General features: G+C 67.6%; 19 protein-coding genes. 13 read left to right on the forward strand and 6 right to left on the reverse strand.

Annotated features, from left to right (window positions below):
* The first annotated feature begins 5 nt into the window (after positions 1-5).
* Positions 6-1,013: a benzoate 1,2-dioxygenase electron transfer component BenC gene (benC, locus tag ACWKWX_RS23995; RefSeq protein ID WP_483829111.1), complete on the forward strand. Its 1,008-nt coding sequence runs from the start codon at positions 6-8 to the stop codon at positions 1,011-1,013.
* Between the two features lie 116 nt (positions 1,014-1,129).
* Entirely contained in the window at positions 1,130-1,894 is a 765-nt protein-coding gene (locus tag ACWKWX_RS24000; protein ID WP_483829112.1) for a 1,6-dihydroxycyclohexa-2,4-diene-1-carboxylate dehydrogenase, read from the forward strand.
* Between the two features lie 2 nt (positions 1,895-1,896).
* On the opposite strand, the gene ACWKWX_RS24005 is transcribed toward ACWKWX_RS24000, so the two are convergent.
* Complete coding sequence (locus tag ACWKWX_RS24005; protein WP_416424708.1) at positions 1,897-2,256, reverse strand: RNA polymerase sigma factor; 360 nt, start codon at positions 2,254-2,256, stop codon at positions 1,897-1,899.
* A 204-nt stretch (positions 2,257-2,460) separates the two neighbouring features.
* Between ACWKWX_RS24005 and ACWKWX_RS24010 the strand changes: the two genes are divergently transcribed.
* Positions 2,461-3,516 (forward strand): response regulator, encoded by a 1,056-nt coding sequence (locus ACWKWX_RS24010; RefSeq protein WP_483829113.1) that lies wholly within the window; start codon positions 2,461-2,463, stop codon positions 3,514-3,516.
* On the forward strand, positions 3,506-9,001 hold the full coding sequence (locus ACWKWX_RS24015; protein ID WP_483829114.1) for a trifunctional serine/threonine-protein kinase/ATP-binding protein/sensor histidine kinase: 5,496 nt from the start codon (positions 3,506-3,508) through the stop codon (positions 8,999-9,001). Before ACWKWX_RS24010 ends, ACWKWX_RS24015 begins: the two co-directional genes overlap by 11 nt.
* An 87-nt stretch (positions 9,002-9,088) precedes the next feature.
* On the opposite strand, the gene ACWKWX_RS24020 is transcribed toward ACWKWX_RS24015, so the two are convergent.
* Complete coding sequence (locus ACWKWX_RS24020) at positions 9,089-9,910, reverse strand: alpha/beta fold hydrolase (RefSeq protein ID WP_416424705.1); 822 nt, start codon at positions 9,908-9,910, stop codon at positions 9,089-9,091.
* Between the two features lie 172 nt (positions 9,911-10,082).
* Here ACWKWX_RS24020 and ACWKWX_RS24025 point away from each other — a divergent pair, with 172 nt between their 5' ends.
* On the forward strand, positions 10,083-10,616 hold the full coding sequence (locus tag ACWKWX_RS24025; protein WP_473002564.1) for a helix-turn-helix domain-containing protein: 534 nt from the start codon (positions 10,083-10,085) through the stop codon (positions 10,614-10,616).
* Here the strand turns inward: ACWKWX_RS24025 and ACWKWX_RS24030 are convergent.
* Together ACWKWX_RS24030 and ACWKWX_RS24035 are read right to left on the reverse strand one after the other, a co-directional pair.
* Entirely contained in the window at positions 10,606-11,973 is a 1,368-nt protein-coding gene (locus tag ACWKWX_RS24030; RefSeq protein ID WP_483829115.1) for an alginate export family protein, read from the reverse strand. The two genes, ACWKWX_RS24025 and ACWKWX_RS24030, sit on opposite strands and share 11 nt — an antisense overlap.
* The gene (locus tag ACWKWX_RS24035) at positions 11,970-12,842 is read right to left on the reverse strand and encodes a glyoxalase (protein WP_483829116.1); all 873 of its coding nucleotides are present in this window, start codon (positions 12,840-12,842) and stop codon (positions 11,970-11,972) included. Before ACWKWX_RS24035 ends, ACWKWX_RS24030 begins: the two co-directional genes overlap by 4 nt.
* A gap of 544 nt (positions 12,843-13,386) precedes the next feature.
* On the opposite strand from ACWKWX_RS24035, the gene ACWKWX_RS24040 reads away from it, so the two are divergent.
* A complete protein-coding gene (locus ACWKWX_RS24040) occupies positions 13,387-13,671 on the forward strand; it encodes a DUF6124 family protein (RefSeq protein ID WP_483829117.1) in 285 nt (94 codons plus the stop codon).
* A 76-nt stretch (positions 13,672-13,747) separates the two neighbouring features.
* On the opposite strand, the gene ACWKWX_RS24045 is transcribed toward ACWKWX_RS24040, so the two are convergent.
* Positions 13,748-13,954, reverse strand: coding sequence for a hypervirulence associated TUDOR domain-containing protein (locus ACWKWX_RS24045; protein WP_483829118.1), 207 nt, complete (start codon positions 13,952-13,954; stop codon positions 13,748-13,750).
* Between the two features lie 139 nt (positions 13,955-14,093).
* Here ACWKWX_RS24045 and ACWKWX_RS24050 point away from each other — a divergent pair, with 139 nt between their 5' ends.
* From ACWKWX_RS24050 to ACWKWX_RS24075, 6 genes are all read left to right on the forward strand, one after another.
* A complete protein-coding gene (locus ACWKWX_RS24050) occupies positions 14,094-15,005 on the forward strand; it encodes a LysR family transcriptional regulator (protein WP_416424699.1) in 912 nt (303 codons plus the stop codon).
* 204 nt (positions 15,006-15,209) lie between these two features.
* Positions 15,210-15,620: a DoxX family protein gene (locus ACWKWX_RS24055; RefSeq protein WP_483829119.1), complete on the forward strand. Its 411-nt coding sequence runs from the start codon at positions 15,210-15,212 to the stop codon at positions 15,618-15,620.
* A 25-nt stretch (positions 15,621-15,645) separates the two neighbouring features.
* A complete protein-coding gene (locus tag ACWKWX_RS24060; RefSeq protein ID WP_473002557.1) occupies positions 15,646-17,484 on the forward strand; it encodes an amidohydrolase in 1,839 nt (612 codons plus the stop codon).
* A 30-nt stretch (positions 17,485-17,514) separates the two neighbouring features.
* Positions 17,515-18,147, forward strand: a complete 633-nt coding sequence (gene ycaC, locus ACWKWX_RS24065) for an isochorismate family cysteine hydrolase YcaC (protein WP_027980710.1) — start codon at positions 17,515-17,517, stop codon at positions 18,145-18,147.
* A 146-nt stretch (positions 18,148-18,293) separates the two neighbouring features.
* Positions 18,294-19,244 carry a GlxA family transcriptional regulator gene (locus ACWKWX_RS24070; RefSeq protein ID WP_483829120.1) on the forward strand — a complete coding sequence of 317 codons (951 nt, stop codon included), beginning with the start codon at positions 18,294-18,296 and terminating at the stop codon, positions 19,242-19,244.
* 119 nt (positions 19,245-19,363) lie between these two features.
* The gene (locus ACWKWX_RS24075; protein WP_483829121.1) at positions 19,364-19,618 is read left to right on the forward strand and encodes a hypothetical protein; all 255 of its coding nucleotides are present in this window, start codon (positions 19,364-19,366) and stop codon (positions 19,616-19,618) included.
* 15 nt (positions 19,619-19,633) lie between these two features.
* Here ACWKWX_RS24075 and ACWKWX_RS24080 read toward each other — a convergent pair whose 3' ends face one another.
* A complete protein-coding gene (locus tag ACWKWX_RS24080) occupies positions 19,634-19,765 on the reverse strand; it encodes a hypothetical protein (RefSeq protein WP_416424694.1) in 132 nt (43 codons plus the stop codon).
* A 169-nt stretch (positions 19,766-19,934) separates the two neighbouring features.
* On the opposite strand from ACWKWX_RS24080, the gene ACWKWX_RS24085 reads away from it, so the two are divergent.
* Positions 19,935-21,110: a GGDEF domain-containing protein gene (locus ACWKWX_RS24085; RefSeq protein ID WP_473002552.1), complete on the forward strand. Its 1,176-nt coding sequence runs from the start codon at positions 19,935-19,937 to the stop codon at positions 21,108-21,110.
* The last annotated feature ends 55 nt before the right edge of the window (positions 21,111-21,165 follow it).

A 21,165-nucleotide genomic window follows, 5' to 3' on the forward strand; every position in this document is an offset into this window, starting at 1 on the left:
CCAGCATGACCTACAAGATCGCACTGAATTTCGAAGATGGCGTCACCCGTTTCATCGACAGCAGCGCCGCCGAGACCGTGGCCGACGCCGCCTACCGCCAGGGCATCAACATCCCCCTGGACTGCCGCGACGGCGCCTGCGGCACCTGCAAATGCTTCGCCGAGGCGGGCCGATACGAGCTGGGCGAGGAATACATCGAAGACGCCCTGACCGAAGAGGAAGCGGCCCAAGGCTTTGTGCTGACCTGCCAGATGCGCGCACAAAGCGACTGCGTGGTGCGCGTGCCGGCGTCCTCGGACGTGTGCAAGACCAGGCAGGCCAGGTACGAGGCCACCATCAGCGCCGTGGAGCAGTTGTCCGACACCACCATCGCCCTGAAGATCAAGGGCGATGCCCTGAGCCAGTTGGCCTTCCTGCCGGGGCAGTACGTGAACCTGCAGGTGCCGGGCAGCGAGCACAGCCGTGCCTATTCCTTCAGCTCGCTGCAACGCAATGGCGAGGTCAGCTTCCTGATTCGCAACGTGCCCGGCGGCTTGATGAGCAGCTTCCTGACCGGCCTGGCCAAGGCCGGCGACAGCATGACCCTGGCAGGTCCGTTGGGCAGCTTCTACCTGCGCGACATCCGTCGGCCGCTGTTGCTGTTGGCGGGCGGCACGGGCCTGGCGCCGTTCACCGCCATGCTCGAACGCATTGCCGAGCAGGGCAGCGAGTACCCGATGCACTTGATCTATGGCGTGACCCACGACATCGACCTGGTGGAAACCGCGCGGCTGGAAGCCCTGGCGGCGCGCATTCCGAACTTCACCTACAACGCCTGCGTGGCCAGCCCTGATAGCACCTACCCGCGCAAAGGCTACGTGACCCAGCATATCGAGCCTGTGCACCTCAACGACGGTGACGTGGATCTGTACCTGTGCGGCCCGGCGCCGATGGTGGAGGCGGTGAGCGCTTACCTGCGTGACCAGGCCATCGTGCCCGCCAACTTTTACTTCGAAAAATTCGCTGCGGCTTGATGCCCCCATCACCGTAGCCGCTGCCGAAGGCTGCGCTGGCCTTGAGCCCCGCTGGAAATCTTCAGGGTTCACCCCGGCCAGCGCAGCCTGGCGGCAGCGGCTACAGAGGACACCTCATGAACCGATTCGAGAACAAAATTGCCTTGGTCACCGGCGCCGCCCAGGGCATCGGCCTGGGTGTGGCCCAGCGCCTGGCCGCCGAAGGCGCGCGGTTGGTGTTGGTGGACCGCTCCGAGCTGGTCTACGAACTGGAGGCGCTGCCCAACCAGCCGCTGGTGCTGACCGCCGACCTTGAGCAATACGGCGAGTGCGCGCGGGTGGTGGCAGCGGCGGTCAAGCACTTCGGCCGCCTGGACATTCTGATCAACAACGTCGGCGGTACGATCTGGGCCAAGCCGTTCGAGCACTACGAAGCGCAGCAGATCGAGGCCGAAGTGCGCCGCTCGCTGTTCCCCACCCTGTGGTGCTGCCACGCGGCGCTGCCGGTGATGCTGGGGCAGGGCAGTGGCGCGATCGTCAACGTCTCGTCCATCGCTACCCGCAGCCTCAACCGCGTGCCCTACGGCGCGGCCAAGGGCGGGGTGAACGCGCTCACCGCCTGCCTGGCGTTCGAGACTGCTGGGCGCGGCGTGCGCGTCAATGCCACGGCGCCGGGCGGCACCGAAGCGCCGCCACGGCGTATTCCGCGCAACAGCGCCGCGCAAACCGAAGAGGAACAAGCCTGGTACCAGCAGATCGTCGACCAGACCCTGGGCAGCAGCCTGATGCATCGGTACGGCACGGTGGACGAGCAGGTGGGGGCGATTCTGTTCCTGGCCTCGGACGAGGCCTCGTACATTACCGGGGTGACCTTGCCGGTGGGCGGTGGCGACCTGGGCTGAGGTTACGCCTGTAGCCGTTGGCGCAGGCTATCCCAGCCGCCAACGACCTCAAGCGTACGCGCGGGCCACCGCAGCCTGGCGGCAGCGGCTACCAGGCCGTGCAACACGCTGGCGCGCGGCGGAGCCGGTGCAGGTTCCACCACCGCCAGCACCGGCGGCCGCACCCGCGCCCGCGCCAGGTTGCGCACGATGCGGAACAGCCCGCTGGGCCGCACTTCCCCCTGCTGCACGCCAAAGCGCAGCCACGCCTCCTGCACCAGGCGTTCAGCCTGGTCGCGGCAGCCGACAATGGCGGCGGCGTAGTTGATCAGCGCCTTGCGCTGGGTCAGGTAGAGGTCGAGCTTTGCCGTGCAAGGGTTCACGATCAGTCACCGGTCGTGGGGGAAGACAGGGTGATTCTAGATGCAATGCGAATCATTATCAATGACGATTCCTGATTTATGCACACTCACCCCCATCGCAACGTATCCAAGCGGATAATTGCCAACCCCTGCATCTGTCTCTAGTCTTGGCACCATCGCCAGACTCACGATGGACAGGCGCTTGGATGGCTGGGTGAGCCCCTCATGATTCGTATTGGAAACGTCACAGTCTCGTTGGCCCTGCGCGAAATTCGCCAGGGCGCGGTGCCGGTCAAACTGGGCAGCCGCGCGTTCGACATCCTCGAAATGCTGATCGCCGCGCAAGGCCAGCTGGTCAGCAAGGATGAGCTGCTGGCGCGGGTGTGGCCCGACGCGGTGGTGGAAGAGAACAACCTGCAGGTGCACATCTCGGCCTTGCGCAAGGCCCTGGGCGACTCGCGCGAGCGCATCCGCACAGTGGCCGGGCGCGGTTACCGGCTGGTGCTCGACCCGGAACCTGCGCCCGCGGCGCCGGCCAGCGGGGCGCGCGACGGCCTGCTGATTGCCCTGCTGGAGCGCCTGGGCCTGCACGACATGCTCGAGGCGCCCGTGCCCAGCCTGCCCGAGCTGCCGCCTGCGGTGCTGCCCGGCGCGCCCATTGTCTATGTGGTGGACGACGAAGCCAGCGTGCGCGACGCCCTGGCGCGGCTGCTGCGTTCCGCTGACATCGCGGTACAAACCTTTGCCTGTGCCGAGGACTTCCTTGCCTGCGGGTTCGAGCAACGCCTGGCCTGCCTGGTGCTGGACGTGAACCTGCAGGTGGGCACCGGCTTCGACCTGCAGGCCGACCTGCAGCGGCGTGGCAGCCAACTGCCGATCATCTTCATGACCGGCTACGGCACCATTCCCATGTCGGTCAAGGCCATGAAGGCCGGGGCCCAGGAGTTCCTCACCAAGCCGTTCGACGAGGGCGAACTGCTGGGCGCCATCGACCGCGCCCTGGCCGGCGCCCGCCAGCGTTTCGCCGCCCAGGCCCAGGCCCGCGAGGTACGCGGCCGCTACCACACTCTTACCCCACGTGAACGGCAAGTGCTGGGGCTGCTGATCGAGGGCAAGGTCAACAAGCAGATTGCCGCCGCCCTGGGCACCCGCGAGGTCACGGCCAAGGTGCACAAGAAACACGTCATGGCCAAGATGCGCGCCGCCACCCTGGTGGAACTGGTGCGCCTGTGCGAACAGATCGGTGTAGACCCGGCCAGGGTCGACGCCCATGCCGGCTGAGCGGGTCGACTACCGCCAGCAACTGGGCGGTTTCAACGAACAATGGCTCAAACACCTCACCTGGCGCCTGCTACTGGTGGACGGCGAGGTGGCCCGCTACCGGGTGCGCTCACCCATTTCCGCCCGCGACTGGCTGATAGCGCGCCCGGCGGCGTTGCCTTCCGAAGGTGGTTTCCGGCGCCTGCACCAGGAGTTCGATTTCCGCCAGCACCTGCATCCCGCCTGGGCCATTGTGCCGGTGGCGCTGATCAGCGCCGTGGATGGCCCGCTGCTGGTGCTGGACGACAGCCAGGGCCGCGGCCTGCACGAGGTGATGGGCGACCACCTGTCTATCCTGCGTTTCCTGCGCCTGGCGCTGGGCGCCACCCATGCCCTGGGCCAGGCGCACCGGGCGGGCATCCTGCACCGTGACATCAAGCCCTGCAATTTGGTCGAGGGCGCCGACGGCCACGTGCGCCTGATGGCGTTTTCACTGGCCTGCCAGCGTGACGCGCCGGTGCCGGCCGCCGAGGCCATCTGTGGCAGTTTCGCCTACATGTCGCCCGAGCAGGGCGGCCGCGTGGGCCATGAAGTGGACGAGCGCAGCGACCTGTACGCGCTGGGCGTCAGCTTCTACGAAATGCTCACCGGCCAGTTGCCGTTCGAGGGCAACGACCCCGTGGAGTGGCTGCACCAGCACCTGGCGCTGCAGCCGGCGCCGCTGGAAAGCCTGCGGCCCGCAGTGCCAGCGGCGCTGACCGGGCTGGTGTTCAAGCTGCTGGCCAAGCGCGCGGATGAACGCTATGCCGACACCGACGAACTGGCTGCCGACCTGCGCCTGTGCCTGGCGCAATGGACCGAATTCCAGGGCATTCACCCCTTCGAACCCGGCGCCCGCGGCAGCCGCGCCCACGGGGTGATCAGCGCCACGCTGCCGGGGCGCCAGCGCGAGTGCGCGGTGCTGCATGACCGGGTGCTGCGCTGCGCGGTCACCGGCGAAGGCGAGCGGGTGCTGCTCAGCGGCCCGCTGGGCAGCGGCAAGACCGCGCTGGTGCGCCAGGTGCACCAGGACCTGGTGGCCGGCAGCATTCTGTTTGCCGTTGGCCGCTTTGACCACGCCGGCCTGACCACGCCTTACGCGGCGGTGTCCACGGCCCTGCGCAGCCTGGTGCTGCGGGTGTTGGGCGAACACCCCGAGGGCCTGGCGCAGTGGCGCAGCCGCCTGCTGCTGGCCTTGGGCGACGGCGTGGCGCCGCTGCTGGCGCTGGTACCCGAACTTGCGCTGGTGCTGGGGCAACACGCGCCAGTGCCCGAGCCCGCCCGTGCCGACGGCAGTGACCGCCTGCAGTCGCTGCTGCGCGCCTGCCTTGCCGTGTTTGGCCGGCCCGGCACGCCGCTGCTGCTGTTTTTCGACAACACCCAGGGCCTGGACAGCCACAGCCTGGCGCTGCTGCACAACCTGGTCGAGGCGCCCCTGGCCCACGTGGTGCTGGTGCTGGCCAGCCGCGACAGCGTGCCAGGCAGCCTGACCCAGGCCGTGAAGCGCGGTGGTGGCCATTGCACCGAGCTTGCGTTGCTGCCGCTGGAACCCGATGGCGTGCTGGCCATGGTCAACAGCCTGTTGGGCAGCGAGGGGCCGGCCTTGCTGCCGCTGGCCGAGGTTATCCACGCCAAGAGCGGCGGCAACCCGCTGTTCATCCAGCAGTTGGTGCGCACCTTGCTGGAAGAAAAACGCCTGGTGCCCCGGCCTGGCGGGCTCGGCTGGGCCTGGGACCAGCAGGCGCTGGAGGCCTGCCCGCTGGCCGACAACGTCGTCGACCTGCTGCTCACGCGCATGGCCCGCCTGCCGCGCCGCAGCCGTTGGCTGCTGGGGCTGCTGGCGCTGATCGGCACCCGCGCCGACCTGGCGCACATCGCCCACCTGGGCCGCCTGGCGCCGGCGCGCACGCGGCTGGCGCTGGCCCCGGCGCTGCAGGCCGGGCTGTTGCTGGGCGACGGCGAGGGCTGGTGCTTCAGCCACGACCGCGTGCGCGACACCGCCTACCACGCTATCGCTCCGCGCCTGCGCGCCTTGCAACACACGCGCCTGGCGCACCTGCTGATCCAGGCCATGGACGACAGCCGCGCGCCGGGCTACCTGTTCCGCATCGCCCTGCATATCCAGCAGTGCGCCCACGAACAGCTGCAGGAGGCCGACCTGCGGGTGTTCGTCGACGCCCTGCTGCGGGCGGCGCAGCGGGCCCGCGACAGCTCGACCTTGCCCTTCGCCCTGCAGTACCTGCGCCTGGCCCGCGAGCTGGCTGGCTGCCCGCGTTGGGTGCAGGCCCCGCAGCAGCGCGACGCCATGGACATGCTGTACGCCCAGTGCCTGATGAACAGCGCCGATTACGCCGGCGCCCATGCCTGCATCGACCAGATCCTCGATCGCGCCGACTCGCTGACCCAGGTGTCGGCCCTGTATGTGCTGAAGATCGAGGCGCTGTCGCTGGCCGACAACTACGCCGCCAGCCTGCACACCGGGCGCGCCGGCCTGGCGCTGTTCGGCATCGAATTCAGCGGCCATGACCGCGACCAGCTGCGCCTGCAGGTCAGCCAGGCCTTGGGCGACCGGCCGATCGACGCCTTGCTCGCGCACCAGGCGGTGAACAACTCCTTCATCGCCGCCGCCCTGGAGCTGATGGCGGCGATGATCATCCCGGCCATTCACGTGGAGCGCGAGCTGGCCTTGCCGCTGCTGGCGCGCATGCTGCAGATGACCGTGCGCCACGGCGTCAGCCCAGCGTCGGTGCCGGGCCTGGCCTGGTTCGGCGTGCTGCTGGCCGATGAATACGGCGCCTATGCAGAGGGCCAGCACTACGTCGAGGTGGCGGTGCGCCTGGAGCAGGCCCTGGGCCTGGGCAGCGGGCAAGTCTCCACGCAGCTGGCCTTGGGCCGCACCAGCGCCTGGACACGCTCGCTGGCGTTCTCGTTGGAGTGCGGCGAGCAGGCGTTCGCCGCTGGCCGCCGCGAGGGGCGGGCGGCGCTGAGCTGCTACGCGTGCCACCACATGGTCAGCATCCTGCTGGTGATGGGCGGCCCGCTTGCGCGCGTGGCCCAGCGCCTGGACGCAGCCCTGGGCGTGGCCGACGCTGCCGGTTTCGCCGACAGCCGCCTGCTGCTTGAAATCCAGCAGGCCTACGTGCGCGGCCTGCGGGATGCCGACAGCCCGGCGCACGGCGACCCGCTGCTGCCCTGGCAGGCCCGGGTCGAGGCCAGCAGCATGCTGCCCATCGGCTTCTTCTACTGGCTGTACCGCGGCCTGCTGGCCTTCACCCAGGGCCGCCATGAAGCCGCCCGCGACGATCTGGCACGCGCGGCCCAGCTCAAGGGCTGCATGGCCGCCCATGTGCACCTGGCGGACCTGGCGTGCTACTCGGCACTCAACCACGCCGCCCTGGCGGCCAGTGCCCACAGCCCGCTGGCGGCCATCCAGGGCCTGCAGCCGCCGTTGCACGAGCTGCGGCGCTGGGCGCAGCTCAACCCCCAGGCGTTCCTGGGCCGCGAACTGCTGGTGGAAGCCGAGATCGCCCGCCTGCAGGGCGACCTGCTGCGCGCCCTGCAGCTGCTGGAGGCGGCCATCGAGCAGGCGGCTGCCAGTGGCTGCGTGCCGGTGCTGGCCCTGGCGCACGAGCGCGCCGCCAACTGTCACCAGGCGCTGGGCCTGGCCAGCGCTGCCCGCAGCCACCGTTTCAGCGCCCGTGACGCCTACCAGCGCTGGGGTGCGTCAGGCAAGGTCGCGGCCCTGGAGGCCGCGCACCTGTACCTCAACAACAAGCCGCTGGACGCTCGCGCGTCCATCGACATGCTCAACGGCCAGCAGTACCTGGACCTGGTCTCGGTGACCAAGGCGTCCCAGGCGCTGTCGCGGGAAATCGTCTTCGAGCGCCTGGTGGAGACCCTGCTGGCCAACACCATCGTCCACGCCGGCGCGCGCAATGGCGCGTTGATCCTGGTGGAAGGCGGCGACCTGCTCAGTGTGGCCAGCGGCGCAACCGCCGAGGCCGGCGTGCGCGTGACCCTGCGCCAGCAGCCGGTGCAGCCGCGCAGCCTGCCGCTGTCGTTGCTGTACACGGTGATGCGCACCGGCCGTACGGTGGCGCTGGAGCAGGCCGGCGGCGACGCCGAGTTCGCCGACGACCCGTACTTTGCCGTGCAGGCCGCCGGCGCCGTGCTGTGCCTGCCGCTGCTCAAGCAGGGCGAGGTGATTGGCCTGCTGTACCTGGAGAACGCCCTGGCCTGCGGCGTGTTCAGCCACCCGCGGGTGGCGATGATCGAGTTGCTGGCGGCGCAGGCGGCCATCTCGTTGGAAACCGCGCGCCTGTATGCCCAGGTGCTGGAAGAGAACGCCCGGCGCCGCGACACCGAGGCGCAGTTGCGCACCAGCCAGGCGTTGTTGGCCATCGGCCAGAAAATCATTCGTTCCGGCTCGTTCCGCTGGGACGTTACCAGCGACCAATCGCAATGGTCGGATGAACTGTTCGCCGTGTGGGGGCTGCCGGTCGCGGCCACCGCCCCGGCGCCCGAGGTGCTGGCGCGCCGGGTGCACGCGGACGACGCCGAGCGTTTCAACGCCCAGTTGCTGTGGGCGCGGCAGACGCGCCTGCCGCTGCGCATGGCCTTCCGCATCACCCTGGACGATGGCGCCGTGCGCCACCTGGAGGCCCACGCCGAGCCTGCCGAGGACGGCGTGTACGTGGGCGTGACCACCGACGTCAGCGAGCGCCGTGCCACCGAGGCCGCGCTGCGCAGCGCCCGCGCCGAGCTGGCCCAGGTGCGCCAGAGCACGGTGATGGGCGAGCTGGCCGCCAGCATCGCCCACGAGATCAACCAGCCGCTGGCGTCCATCGTCACCAACGCCAGCGCCAGCGTGCGCTGGCTGCAGCGCGAGGTGCCGCAGGTGGGCGAGGCCCTGGAAGGCCTGCGCGACATTGCCCGTGACGGCCGCCGCGCTGCCGATATCATCCGTGCCTTGCAGGCGTTGGCGCGCCAGGAACCGGCCAGCCGCAGCTGGCTGTTGATCGACGAGCTGATCACCCAGGTGCTGCGCCTGCTGGCGGTGGAAACCGACGCCCAGCAGGTCACGGTGCACACCGCCTTGCAGGCGGCCGGGGTGCAGGTGCAGGTGGATGGCGTGCAGTTGCAGCAGGTGCTCTACAACCTGGTGGCCAACGCCGTGGAGGCCATGGCCAGCGTGCCGGCTGCCGCGCGGCGCCTGCAGGTGACGTCCAACGTACCGGTGGCCGGGCAGCTGGTGGTCATGGTGGAGGACAGCGGGCCGGGCATCAGCGTCGAAGATGAGGGCAAGGTGTTCAGCGCGTTCTTTACCACCAAGGCCAACGGCATGGGCATGGGGTTGGCCATCTGCCGTTCGATCATGGATGCCCAGGGCGGCACCCTGCACCTGCACCGGGGGCGGCAGGGGCAGACGGTGTTCGTGTTTACCTTGCCGTGTGCCGGCCTGGCGTGATGGCGGCGTGGAGCCCATCGCGACCAAGGTCGGCTCCTACGCCGGACAGGGGTAGGAGCCGACCTTGGTCGCGATGCAGGCGCTGCGTTACCCGCGGGCGAACGCCAGCAGGTCCTGGTTCAGCTGGTCCTTGTGGGTGAAATACACCGCATGCGGGGCGCCGGGGTAAACCTTCAGCTGCGCGCCGCGCACCAGCTCGGCCGCGGCCTTGCCGGTCACCTCGAAGCTCACCACCGCGTCGCCGTCGCCATGGATGACCAGGGTGGGGATGGTGATGCTGCGCAGGTCAGCGCGGAAGTCGGTCTCAGAGAACGCTGCCACGCAGTCATAGGTGCCCTTGAAACCGGCCTGCAGGGCCAGGAACTGGGTCCAGTCGAGCATCGGCTTGCCGACCTTGTTGGCGGGCTTGTCGCTGCCGGTGAACACCGGGCCGAAGGCGTCGAGGAAGCCGGCGCGGTCGTTCAACAGGCCGGCACGAATGCCGTCGAAAATCGCCGGGTCCATGCCCTCGGGGTGGTCGTCGCGGCGGCTCATCAGCGGCGTCACCGCGCTCACCAGCACCGCCTTGGCGATGCGCTGGCTGCCGTGGCGGCCCAGGTAGCGCGCCACTTCGCCGCCGCCCATGGAAAAGCCCACCAGGATGGCGTTGCTGATGTCCAGCTCGTCCAGCAACTGCTCCAGGTCATCGGCAAAGGTGTCGTAGTCATAGCCGGTCCACGGCTGGCTGGAACGGCCGAAACCACGACGGTCGTGGGCGATGACGCGGAAGCCGTTGGCCGCCAGGAAGTTCATCTGGTAGTCCCACATGTCGGCGTTCAGCGGCCAGCCGTGGCTGAGCACGATCGGTTGCCCGGTGCCCCAATCCTTGTAGTAGAGCTGCGTGCCGTCGGTGGTGGTCAAGTAAGCCATGTGCGAACGCCTCGGTAGGGGTATGGAATGGCCAACGCTAACGGGTCTGCCGGGGTAATTCCTTGGCCGAACCTTAATCGTTCTTAATTCAGAACATTTAAGGTGGCGGCAAGGACGTTGCGCGCACGCGCGGGGAGACTGGCAGCCTGGACCGTAGAAGGAATTCTTGCCCATGAACGCCCGTACCCATATCCCTGGTGGCCCGCTGGACCCGGTGACCCTCGACCTGCTGTTGACCCTGGCCGCTACCCTGGCCGACGCCGATACGCCGCAGCCCGAAGCCCTGCACCAGCATTCCAGTGCCCTGTGTGCGCACCTGCTGGTGCACTACGGCGACAGCGCCCCCGAGCCCCAGCGCCTGGCGCTGTCGCCCTGGCAGGCGCGGCGCGCCAAGCAGCTGATGCTGGAGCAGCTGGGCGGCAGCCCGTCGATCGCCGACATTGCCAGCGCCTGCTCGCTGTCGCGCAGCCATTTTTCCCGCGCGTTCAAGAAGACCACCGGGCAGTCGCCCCGGGACTGGCTGCAACAGGCGCGGCTGGAGCGGGCCAAGGCGTTGCTGGCCGACAAGGCCCTGTCCATCGCCCAGGTGGGCCTGGACTGCGGGTTCGCCGACCAGTCGCACTTCACCCGGGTGTTCACCCGGGCGACCGGCACCACGCCGTTCGCGTGGCGCCGGGCGCTGCCGCGTCAGGCGCTTACCAACTGAACTTGAGCTCCACGCCCAGGTAATTGCTGTCATGCCCACCGGCGTCGCGCAGGGTCTGCCCGGCGTCGTAGTGCACCGCTTCCACCGCACCGGCCAGGTTGGCGGTGAAGGCGTAGTCGGTGCGCAGTTGGGCATAGGCGCCAGTCCAGCGCTGGCCGGTGCCGGCGGTGTTGGCCACGGCAATAGTGGGCTGGGTGTACACCGCATCCTCGGTGGTCTGGCGCCACAGCAGGCCGATGGCAGTCTGCACGCTCAGGCCCGGTAGCGGCTTGACCGTCAGCGATGGCTTGACGTGGATCAGGTTGCTGTAGCCGGTGTAGCCCGCCAGGGTGAAGTAGTAGCCGTTGGGGAACAGCGGGTTGAAGGTGCCCACGCGGCCGTCGCCGGGGTGGCTGTCACCCGAGGCAACGTCCAGTTGCAGGCCCAGGCGCGGCGTCCAGGGCGTGCTGGCGAAGGTGTAGCCCACGCGGCTGCCGCCAGCCCAGGCGCGGATGTCCTTGCCGCCCACGCTGCCACCCTGGTACATGCCCTCCAGGTCCCAGTCCACCTGCGCGGCGGTGCCGGCGTAGCGGGCGTCGAAGATGGAACGGTTTTCACGGCCCGACGCGTCCAGGTACTGGGCCTCGTCGCGCTGGTACAGCGCGTAGTAGGCGGACAGTTCCTGGCTGCCGTTGACCAGCCGCTCCACCCGCAGCATGTCGAAGCGCACGGCCTGGCTGGAGGTGTCGTCGAAGTCCTGGTCGTCGCGGTACTGCACCGGGTGGCTGGCGATGCCGATGAAACGCCACTGCGCGGTTTCCCAGTCGGCCCACAGGGCGTCGAACGACTGGCGCACGTTGGGGCCGTCGCGCGAGGAGACGAAACGCTGCAGGTCGAAGGCAAAGTCCTGGCGACCAACGCGGGTTTTCAGGGTGCCACTGTCGTAGGCGTTGATGTATTCCAGGAACGCCAGGCGCAGGTCCAGGCGGTTCTGGTCGGCACCGCCAATGGTGGTCTTGTCGTAGGCGCGCACGTCCTCGAGCTGGGTGAACAGCCGCCAGTGCTCGTTGAAGTGCAGGTCGGCGTGCACCTGGAAGCGTTGCAGCAGGTAGTTGTCGCGCTTCACGCCCTTGGTGCCGAAGCCGTTGGCATCGTTCATTTCCAGGCGTTCGCGCAGGGTGGCCCCCAGGGACAGCCAGGCGCTGTCCCCCAGGGCAATGTACTTGAGGTCATCCAGTGGCTGGGTGCGCAGGGCCGGCGAGGCCAGCGCCGACCAGTCCTCCTGCCAGCGGTTGGCCTTGATGGCGGGGCGCGTGTCGTCGGCGGCAGCCAGCAGCGGCAGCAGCGCCAGCGACAGGCCGACGATTGGCCGCCTCACTGCTTGGCCAGGGCTTGGTGGATTTCAGCCACGTAGCCGCCCGGGAACTGCACCATGGCCGCCTGGCGGCCGTCGCTGCTGGCCGGTTGCACCAGCACGCTGGCGCCGCTGCCGGTGGCCTTCTGCAGGGTGGCGTTGAGGTCGGCGACTTCGTAGCCGGTGGTTTCGTGGCCGTAGGGGAAGGGCAGGTGGCCGTCGGTGACCAGCACGGTCATGCGGCCGAAGTCCGAGGTGATGCGCACGCGCTCGTAGGTGCCCTTGTCGCGGCCGATTTCGGCGCCCGGGGCGTGCTTGTCGTCCGCCACCACCTTGCCATGGGAGAAGGTGGTGAAGGCCTTGATGAAGGCGGGGGCGCGGTCTGCTGATACGTACACGCGGTTTTCCGGTACGTACTGGAACGCTGTGTAGTTGGGCGCGGTGTTGTGCCAGTAGAGCTGCATGTTCACGCCGCCCGGCCACTGCACCACGGCGTCGCGGCCGATGGGGTCGGGGAACGGCGCGACAATCACGTCGGCGCCGGCCTGGCGCGCCAGCTTGACGGCCTGGTCCATGTCCTTGACCAGGTAGCCGTTGCGCTCATGGCCGAACGGGTGCGGGATGGGCGTCTTGAAGCCGAACAGCGACACCGTGCCGGACGGCGTCTGCAGCAGCTGCGAGGTGGTGCTGCTGGGCGTGGGCGTGACGTCGGCCACCACCTGCGGGGTGCTCTTGCCGCCAAAGGTGGCGGTGAAGCTTTGCACGAAGGCATCGACGTCGGCGGGCGCCACGTACACGTGGCTGGTGTCGTACTGCGGGCCGACCGCAGGGCCGGTGGCGGCCAGCGCCGACAGCGGCGTGGCGATGGCGAGCATGAGCAGGGTATGACGCATGACAAACTCCAGAGAGGGGTAAGCGGATGGCGTCAGGGTGGCGGGTGGGGTAGATGAATAATTGAATGGGTGTGCTTTTGTGGCGCTGCAACCTGTAGCAGCGGCCCCAGGCCGCGTCCGATACGTTGTTGTGGGAGCTGGCTTGCCAGCGAGCTGTTGAGGCCCTAAAAACTCGCTGGCAAGCCAGCTCCCACAAAGACAGTTTCTGCTACGGAAATCCGTGTTTGGTTACTAAAAAACTGTAGGAAATGCCCTACAACTTCAGCGATAATCGTCCTACAGCTCGAAAAATGGCGCTTGCCGTGCTGGGTTTGAGTGGCTAATCTCGCTCCGCCGTTGCTTGTCAGCGGTCGGGTTTAGTAGCCCGTCAATCCAGATTTTCACGCTGCCAGCCTGCGGTTGCAGGCCTTGTCATGGCGGCTGTGCACAGGGCACTTCGGTGCGCTGGGTCCCTGGGTTCCCGGTCTACTAACCTGTCGTCACAGCCGCCACCCTTCGTTTAGTAGCGAAGGCTGTCGGCTCCCAGCAACCCAGGAGCTGTACCATGACCCCAGTTACCCCCGACCCACCCGACCTCACCACCGCCTTCCACCCCTTCGCCCCCAGCGAAGGCGAAATGCCCATCCTCGCCGTGCGCGAAGGCATGCCCCTGGAAGAGGTGCTCATCCACGCCTCCGGCTACCTCCGCAGCGCCAGCGCAGGCGCGTCCGAAATGGTCGAGAACTGTCCGCAGCACCTGCGCCCCCTGGCACGCAACATCGAGCACCTGGCGGAAATCGCCCGGGCGTTGGTGGAGGCCTCGATAACCGGCTTGCCAAAACAACCCTGACCCGTAGCAGCTGCCGCAGGCTGCGTCCGAAGCCAACGCGTGCGACGTGGGGCCGGGACGCGGCCTTCGGCCGCTGCTACAGGGGGTGTAGGGCTTGGGCGTGGTGCATGGCCAGGTGGCCGGTCTTGTCGCTTTTCACTTCGTATTGCGGTTCGGCTTTGGAGGCGGGGCGGTGTTTGCCCATGAACTCCACGTCGCGAACGTGCACCTTCACCACCTTGCCGTGAATTTCACCGGCTTCGGCGTTCCAGCGTACGGCGTCGCCTGCCTTGAATGCTTTCATTGCCTGTTCTCCAGATATTGCTAGGCCTGGTCGTATGACCCCTATGGCACGCGAATAGCACAATCATTCAAAACGCCGGCCCACAGTTATGCTTCACTATCGGGTCGCCAACCCCCAGCCCGTCAGGAGCCCGCCGCCCATGAACCGCAACGACCTGCGCCACGTCGACATGAACCTGCTGGTGCTGTTCGAAGCGCTGATGTTCGAACGCAACCTGACGCGCGTCGCTGAAAAGCACTTCATCGGCCAGCCGGCGGTGAGCGCCGCGCTGGGCCGGCTGCGGGACCTGTTCGATGACCCGTTGCTGATTCGCAACGGCCGCAGCATGGAGCCGACGCTGCGCGCGCTGGCGATCCTGGAAGAGCTGCGCCCGGCGCTGGACACCATTTCCGGCGCGGTCAGCCGTGCCAAGGATTTCGACCCCAGCACCAGCTGCGCCACCTTCCGCATCGGCCTGTCGGACGACGCCGAGTTCGGCCTGTTCCCGCCATTGCTGGCGCAGCTGCGCGAGGAGGCGCCGGGGATCATCATCGTCGTGCGCCGGGCCAACTACCTCTTGCTGCCGGCCATGCTCGCCAGCGGCGAAATTTCGGTGGGGGTGAGCTACACCACCGACCTGCCGGCCAACGCCAAGCGCCGCAAGCTGCGCGATATCGGCTGCAAGGTGCTGCGTGGCGACAGCGCGCCAGGGCCCTTGACCCTGGATGATTACTGCCAGCGGCCCCACGCCATGGTGTCGTTCTCGGGCGACCTGAGCGGCAACATCGACATGGACCTGGCCAAGGTCGGCCGCAGCCGCCGGGTGGTGCTGGGGGTGCCGCAGTTTCATGGCCTGCGGGCGCTGCTCAAGGGCAGCGACCTGATTGCCACGGTGCCCGACTACGCCGCCTGCGCGCTGGTGGAAGACGGCGTGCTGCGCGCCGACGAGCCGCCGTTCCCGATCGTGCCGGCGGAGCTGTCGATGGTGTGGAGCGGGGTGCACGACAACGACCCGGCCGAGCGCTGGTTGCGCGCCCATATCAGCCGAGTAATGGCGGCGCCGTTGCCATGAAGCACCCCGTACCGTAGCCGCTGCCGAAGGCTGCGCTGGCAGGTATGAACCCAGGAAATCTCCAGTGGGGCACGGGGCCAGCGCAGCCTGGCGGCAGCGGCTACGCGAAGGGCACACCCGTTCAAAACACAGCACGTCCGTGCAATAGGTCCGGCCGCAGGGCGCTCACTATAGGCGCTCCTGATCACCCGCCAAGGACCCTCGATGAGCCAGCGCCGCCATGACCCCACCGACCTTGCACTGCTGTGGCTGCGCGTGTGCGCCGCGGTGTTTTTGCTCAAGGTGCATGGCCTGCCCAAGCTGCTCGACTTCCACGCGCAACTGCAGCTGATCGAAGACCCGTTCCAGCTGGGCGCCGTGCCCACCCTGTGCCTGGCCATTTTCGCCGAGGTGCTGTGCCCGCTGCTGATCATCGCCGGCGTGCTGACCCGCCTGGCCTGCCTGCCGGTGCTGGCGGTGCTGCTGGTGGCGCTGGTGTTCGTGCACCCCGAATGGACCCTTGAACAGGGCCAGTTCGCCTGGCTGCTGCTGATTCTGTTTACCACGATTCTGATTGGCGGCCCCGGCCGGCTGGCGGTGGGCCTGCGCCTGCCCGCACCGCTGCGCTACGCCTGATTTTTCTTCCTTTCCAGGAGCTGCAATGAACGCCGAGCTGATTCTTCTCAATGGCAAGTTCCACACCGTCGACCGCCAGAACCCCACGGCCAGCGCCGTGGCCATCAAGGACGGGCGCTTCGTGGCCGTGGGCAGCGACGCCCAGGCCATGGCCTTCCGCGGCGCGGGCACCCAGGTCATCGATCTTAAAGGCCGCACCGTCATTCCGGGCCTCAACGACTCGCACCTGCACCTGATTCGCGGCGGCCTGAACTACAACCTGGAACTGCGCTGGGAAGGCGTGCCGTCGGTGGCCGACGCCCTGCGCATGCTCAAGGAGCAGGCCGACCGCACGCCCACGCCGCAATGGGTGCGTGTGGTGGGCGGCTGGAACGAATTCCAGTTCGCTGAAAAACGCATGCCCACCCTGCAGGAGCTGAACCAGGCCGCGCCCGACACCCCGGTGTTCGTGCTGCACCTGTATGACCGCGCCTTGCTCAACCGCGCGGCCCTGCGCGTGGTGGGCTACACCCGCGACACGCCGAACCCGCCCGGTGGCGAGATCCAGCGCGACGCCAACGGCGACCCTACCGGCATGCTGATTGCCCGGCCCAACGCCATGATCCTCTACGCCACCCTGGCCAAGGGGCCGAAGCTGCCGCTGGAATACCAGGTGAACTCCACCCGCCAGTTCATGCGCGAGCTGAACCGCCTGGGCCTGACCAGCGTGATCGACGCCGGCGGCGGTTTCCAGAACTACCCCGATGACTACCAGGTGATCGAGCAACTGGCCAAGGACGACCAGCTAACCGTGCGCATCGCCTACAACCTGTTCACCCAGAAGCCCAAGGAAGAGCTCACCGACTTCAAGAACTGGACCTCCAGCGTCAAGCTGCACCAGGGCGACGACTACCTGCGCCACAACGGCGCCGGCGAGATGCTGGTGTTCTCCGCCGCCGACTTCGAGGACTTCCTGGAGCCGCGCCCGGACCTGCCGCAAACCATGGAAGAAGAGCTGGAACCGGTGGTGCGCCACCTGGTGGAACAGCGCTGGCCGTTCCGCCTGCACGCCACCTATGACGAGTCGATCTCGCGCATGCTCGACGTGTTCGAGAAGGTCAACCGCGACATCCCGTTCAACGGCCTGCCGTGGTTCTTCGACCACGCCGAGACCATCTCGCCGAAGAACATCGAGCGCGTGCGCGCCCTCAACGGCGGCATCGCCATTCAGGACCGCATGGCGTTCCAGGGCGAGTATTTCGTCGACCGCTATGGCCAGCAGGCCGCCGAAGCCACGCCACCGATCAAGCGCATGCTGGCCGAGGGCGTACCGGTGGGCGCCGGCACCGATGCCACGCGGGTGTCCAGCTACAATCCTTGGACTTCGCTGTACTGGATGGTCAGCGGCCGCACCGTCGGCGGCCTGGCCTTGCAGCCTGAGGGCCTGCCACGTGAGACCGCGCTGGAGCTGTTCACCCACGGCAGCGCCTGGTTCTCGTCCGAACAGGGCAACAAGGGCCAGATCAAGATCGGCCAGCTGGCCGACCTGGCGGCGCTGTCGGCCGACTTCTTCGCGGTAGAAGAGGAGGCGATCAAATGGCTGGAGTCGGTGCTGACCGTGGTCGGCGGCAAAGTCGTGCACGCCGACGCCGAATTCTGCGACCTGGCGCCACCGCGCCTGCCGGTGGTGCCCGAGTGGTCGCCGGTGGTCAAGGTGCCGGGCCACTGGCGCCCGCAAGCGCCCATGGCGCAACAGGTGCACCACTGCAGCGGCCCGTGCGCGGTGCACGCCCATGGCCACGACCGGGCGCGCCAGTCCAACGCGCCAATCAGCGACTTCCAGGGCTTCTGGGGTGCGCTGGGCTGTTCCTGCTTCTCGTTCTGAATCCGTCAAACCACACGTTAGGAGTTCGTCATGAGCAACGCCCCTGTCTACAACCGCCTGAACAAAGATGACGCCGTAGTACTGCTGGTCGACCACCAGACCGGCCTGATCTCGCTGGTGCAGGATTTCTCGCCCAACGAGTTCAAGAACAACGTGCTGGCCCTGGCCGACTGCGCCAAGTTCTTCAACCTGCCGACCATCCTCACCACCAGCTTCGAAAACGGCCCGAACGGCCCACTGGTGCCCGAGCTGAAAGAGATGTTCCCGGACGCGCCGTACATCCCGCGCCCTGGCCAGATCAACGCCTGGGACAACGCCGACTTCGTCCAGGCCATCAAGGCCACCGGCCGCAAGCAGCTGATCATCGCCGGTGTGGTGACTGACGTGTGCGTGGCGTTCCCGACCCTGTCGGCACTGGCCGAAGGCTTTGACGTGTTCGTGGTGACCGACGCCTCGGGTACCTTCAACGACACCGTGCAACAGGCCGCCTGGGCACGCATGAGCGCCGCCGGTGCGCAGCTGATGAACTGGTTCGCCGTGGCCTGCGAGCTGCACCGCGACTGGCGCAACGACATCGAAGGCCTGGGCAACCTGCTGTCCCAGCGCCTGCCCAACTACCGCAACCTGATGAACAGCTACGTGGCGCTGACCGCCAAGAAGTAACACAAAGCCCCGTAGCAGCGGCCGCAGGCCGCGTCCCAGCCATTGAGTGAGACGCGGCCTGCGGCCGCTGCTACAGGGTTGCGCTTGCGATTATTGCTGGACAGGGTACTGTCGCCTGCTTGAGCACAGGCAATTGGCCCCTGGACATGAAACACGTTGCAATCGCGCTATACCCCGACTTCCTGCTGCTGGACATGGCCGGCCCGGTGGAGGTGTTCTCCATCGCCAACCGCTACCTGGCGCCTTGCCAGCACTACCGGATTTCCACCTTTGCCACGGCCCAGCGCAGCGTGCGCGCTTCCAGTGGCATTACCGTGCAGGCCGATCACCTGATCGAGCAGGCCTGCGCCGACGTCGACCTGCTGCTGGTGCCCGGCGGCCCCGGCGCCTACAACGCTCAGCACCCCGAGCTGGTGGCCTGGCTGCGCGCCGCCGCACAGACGGTGCAGGGCTATGGCTCGATCTGCACCGGCGCGTTCATTCTCGGCCACGCCGGCCTGCTCGACGACCACCGCGTCACCACCCACTGGCACTACACCGAACGGCTGATCAAGGCCTTCCCCAAGGCGCAGGTGGGCACCGAGGACATCTACATCCACGACCGCAAGCTGATCTCCTCGGGCGGGGTGACCGCGGGCATCGACCTGGCGCTGTCAGTGGTGGCCCATGACCACGGGCGCAAGGTGGCGCTGGACGTGGCCAAGGTGCTGCTGGTGCTGATGCGTCGCCAGGGCGACCAGGCGCAGTTCAGCCCGTTGGTGGCCGAGGTGGCCGCCCAGGACTCGCCGGTGACCCGCGTGCAGCACTACATCCTCGACCACCTGGAGCAGCCGCTGACCCTCGAACGCCTGGCCGAGGCGGCCGCGTTGAGCCCGCGCCACCTGAGCCGGGTGTTCACCCGCGACGTGGGCATGACGCCCATGGCGTTCATCCAGAACGCGCGCATCGACCGTGCGCGCAACCTGCTGGAAAGCACCGAGTTGCCCCTCAAGACCGTGGCGTTCAAGAGCGGTTTTGGCAGCGTGCGGCACATGCGCCTGCTGTTCAGCGAGCGGTTGGGGCGCAGCCCGGCGGAGTACCGCGCGCAGTTCAACTAACACTCGGATGGCCGGATAGGGCACCCGAATGACCGTCCTGCGCCCCTTGTCGTCGTACCACTGTCGGCAATGCCTGCCAAGATACTACCCAACCAGTACATAACGCGCGGGAGGCGGGCATGGGCGACATGGGGGTAATGGACGAGATCGCGCAGGCGCTGCGCGACAGCATGAGCCCCAGTGACCGGCTGGCCGGCTGGACCTTCCGCTGGACGGTACAGGACGGGCGTATCACCTGCAGCCAATGCCAGGCGTCGCAGTCGGCGAACCACCCGTGCGAGGCGTTCAGCCACCGGCCCGGGTGCGGGGCGCGCCGCGAGCAGGGCCCGTGGCAGGAGTTGGCGGGGTTGTTGGGGCGGTTGGCGGGGCAATGAACCCCGCCCAATGGCTCACGCCTCGCGCTGTTCGCGGGCCTGGCGCTCGGCCTTTTCCTTGCGATGGTTCTTCAGGTCCAGGCGCGCACCCCAGGCCATCACGGCGACGCCGATGAGCAGTAGCAGGACAAGTTGGCTGGTCGGCATGTGAATCTCCCTTGGAAAAAATCCCATTGGAACCCGTGGCCTGCGCTAAAACCAAACAGTTCACGGTTACATAATGTTTCGGCGTGCCCCGCGCCGGTGCAACTGGACGCCTGGGTACTGGCGCTCTTACACTGCGCCAGCCCCCCCTTGGTAGCCACAGGCGCACGCCATGACCATGCCCGAACAGCCCGCGCGCCGGCGTTTCCGTGATTCCGTCCAGCCCATTCCGGCGCACCTGCGCCCGGCGTTCGAAGCCTACGTGCTGGAGCATTACCGCAGCTTTCTGCTAGCCATCAACCTGATCGCCGCTGGCGCCTATTATTCCTACGTGTTTGCCGACGCTATCCTGATCCCGGACATGGCATGGGCCTCGGTGGTCACCCGCACCACGCTGGTGGCGGTGGGCCTGGTGAACATTTTCCTGGTGTTCCGTTTCAGCCGGAACCTGTTGCTGCTGGACCTGCTGATGCCGGTGCACGACCTGATCTGCGCGGTGGCCTGGTTCGAGCTGCTCAAGCGCAGCCATTCCCCCGACGTGCCGACGTTCCTTTACGCCTCGGTGATCTTCGTGCTGCTGTGCAACCTGGGTGTGCGCGTGTCGTTCAAGGGCACGCTGTGGATTTCCCTGGCCATCAGCGCGGTGGTGGTGGGCAACGTGGCGTTGCTGCACCCCGGCGATCCCAAGGCGCTGCTGGTGTTCGTGGTGGTGTACCTGCCGGTGCTGCTGTTCAGCCTGTTCATTGCCTGGACCAACATCACCAGCGTGCGCCGGGCCTTCCTGGCCGACCAGGAAGAGCGCTGGCAGCAGGCGCAACTCTACGACCTCAACCAGCGCCTGCAGGCCCTGGCCATCACTGACGCGCTGACCCGGGTGGGCAACCGCCGTGCCTTCGACCAGCACCTGAGCGAGCGCTGGGCGCTGATGGAACAGGTGGGGCAACGGTTCGGGTTGCTGCTGGTGGACATCGACTATTTCAAGCCCTTCAACGACCACTACGGCCACCAGGCCGGCGACCGCTGCCTGGCGGAGGTGGCGCGGGTGATGGCGGCGAGCGTGGGGCAGGGGCAGCTGTTCCGTTATGGCGGCGAAGAGTTCGCGATTCTGCTGCCGCTGGAAGGGCAGCCGCAGTTGCTGCTGGCTGCCGAGCGGCTGGCCAATGAGGTGCGGGGCTTGAAGATACTGCACCAGCATCGGCCTGATGGCCATGGGGTGCTGACGGTGAGCATCGGCGCGGCGCTGAGCGAGAATCCCGAGGCGGTGCAGCCCCAGGATCTGTTCGCGTTGTGTGACCGGTTGTTGTATCAGGCCAAGCAAGAGGGGCGTAACCGCTGCGCAGTGGCCTGATGACGCGGAGCTTTTGTGGGAGCTGGCTTGCCAGCGAGCTGTTGAGGCCCTAAAA

It is taken from the genome of Pseudomonas imperatae (assembly GCF_057128625.1).

Coding starts and splice junctions, on each gene's coding strand:
- benC (WP_483829111.1), top strand. CDS start 6: ATGACCTACAAGATCGCACTGAATTTCGAAGATGGCGTCACCCGTTTC.
- ACWKWX_RS24000 (WP_483829112.1), top strand. CDS start 1,130: ATGAACCGATTCGAGAACAAAATTGCCTTGGTCACCGGCGCCGCCCAG.
- ACWKWX_RS24010 (WP_483829113.1), top strand. CDS start 2,461: ATGATTCGTATTGGAAACGTCACAGTCTCGTTGGCCCTGCGCGAAATT.
- ACWKWX_RS24015 (WP_483829114.1), top strand. CDS start 3,506: ATGCCGGCTGAGCGGGTCGACTACCGCCAGCAACTGGGCGGTTTCAAC.
- ACWKWX_RS24020 (WP_416424705.1), bottom strand. CDS start 9,910: ATGGCTTACTTGACCACCACCGACGGCACGCAGCTCTACTACAAGGAT.
- ACWKWX_RS24025 (WP_473002564.1), top strand. CDS start 10,083: ATGAACGCCCGTACCCATATCCCTGGTGGCCCGCTGGACCCGGTGACC.
- ACWKWX_RS24035 (WP_483829116.1), bottom strand. CDS start 12,842: ATGCGTCATACCCTGCTCATGCTCGCCATCGCCACGCCGCTGTCGGCG.
- ACWKWX_RS24040 (WP_483829117.1), top strand. CDS start 13,387: ATGACCCCAGTTACCCCCGACCCACCCGACCTCACCACCGCCTTCCAC.
- ACWKWX_RS24045 (WP_483829118.1), bottom strand. CDS start 13,954: ATGAAAGCATTCAAGGCAGGCGACGCCGTACGCTGGAACGCCGAAGCC.
- ACWKWX_RS24050 (WP_416424699.1), top strand. CDS start 14,094: ATGAACCGCAACGACCTGCGCCACGTCGACATGAACCTGCTGGTGCTG.
- ACWKWX_RS24055 (WP_483829119.1), top strand. CDS start 15,210: ATGAGCCAGCGCCGCCATGACCCCACCGACCTTGCACTGCTGTGGCTG.
- ACWKWX_RS24060 (WP_473002557.1), top strand. CDS start 15,646: ATGAACGCCGAGCTGATTCTTCTCAATGGCAAGTTCCACACCGTCGAC.
- ycaC (WP_027980710.1), top strand. CDS start 17,515: ATGAGCAACGCCCCTGTCTACAACCGCCTGAACAAAGATGACGCCGTA.
- ACWKWX_RS24070 (WP_483829120.1), top strand. CDS start 18,294: ATGAAACACGTTGCAATCGCGCTATACCCCGACTTCCTGCTGCTGGAC.
- ACWKWX_RS24075 (WP_483829121.1), top strand. CDS start 19,364: ATGGGCGACATGGGGGTAATGGACGAGATCGCGCAGGCGCTGCGCGAC.
- ACWKWX_RS24080 (WP_416424694.1), bottom strand. CDS start 19,765: ATGCCGACCAGCCAACTTGTCCTGCTACTGCTCATCGGCGTCGCCGTG.
- ACWKWX_RS24085 (WP_473002552.1), top strand. CDS start 19,935: ATGACCATGCCCGAACAGCCCGCGCGCCGGCGTTTCCGTGATTCCGTC.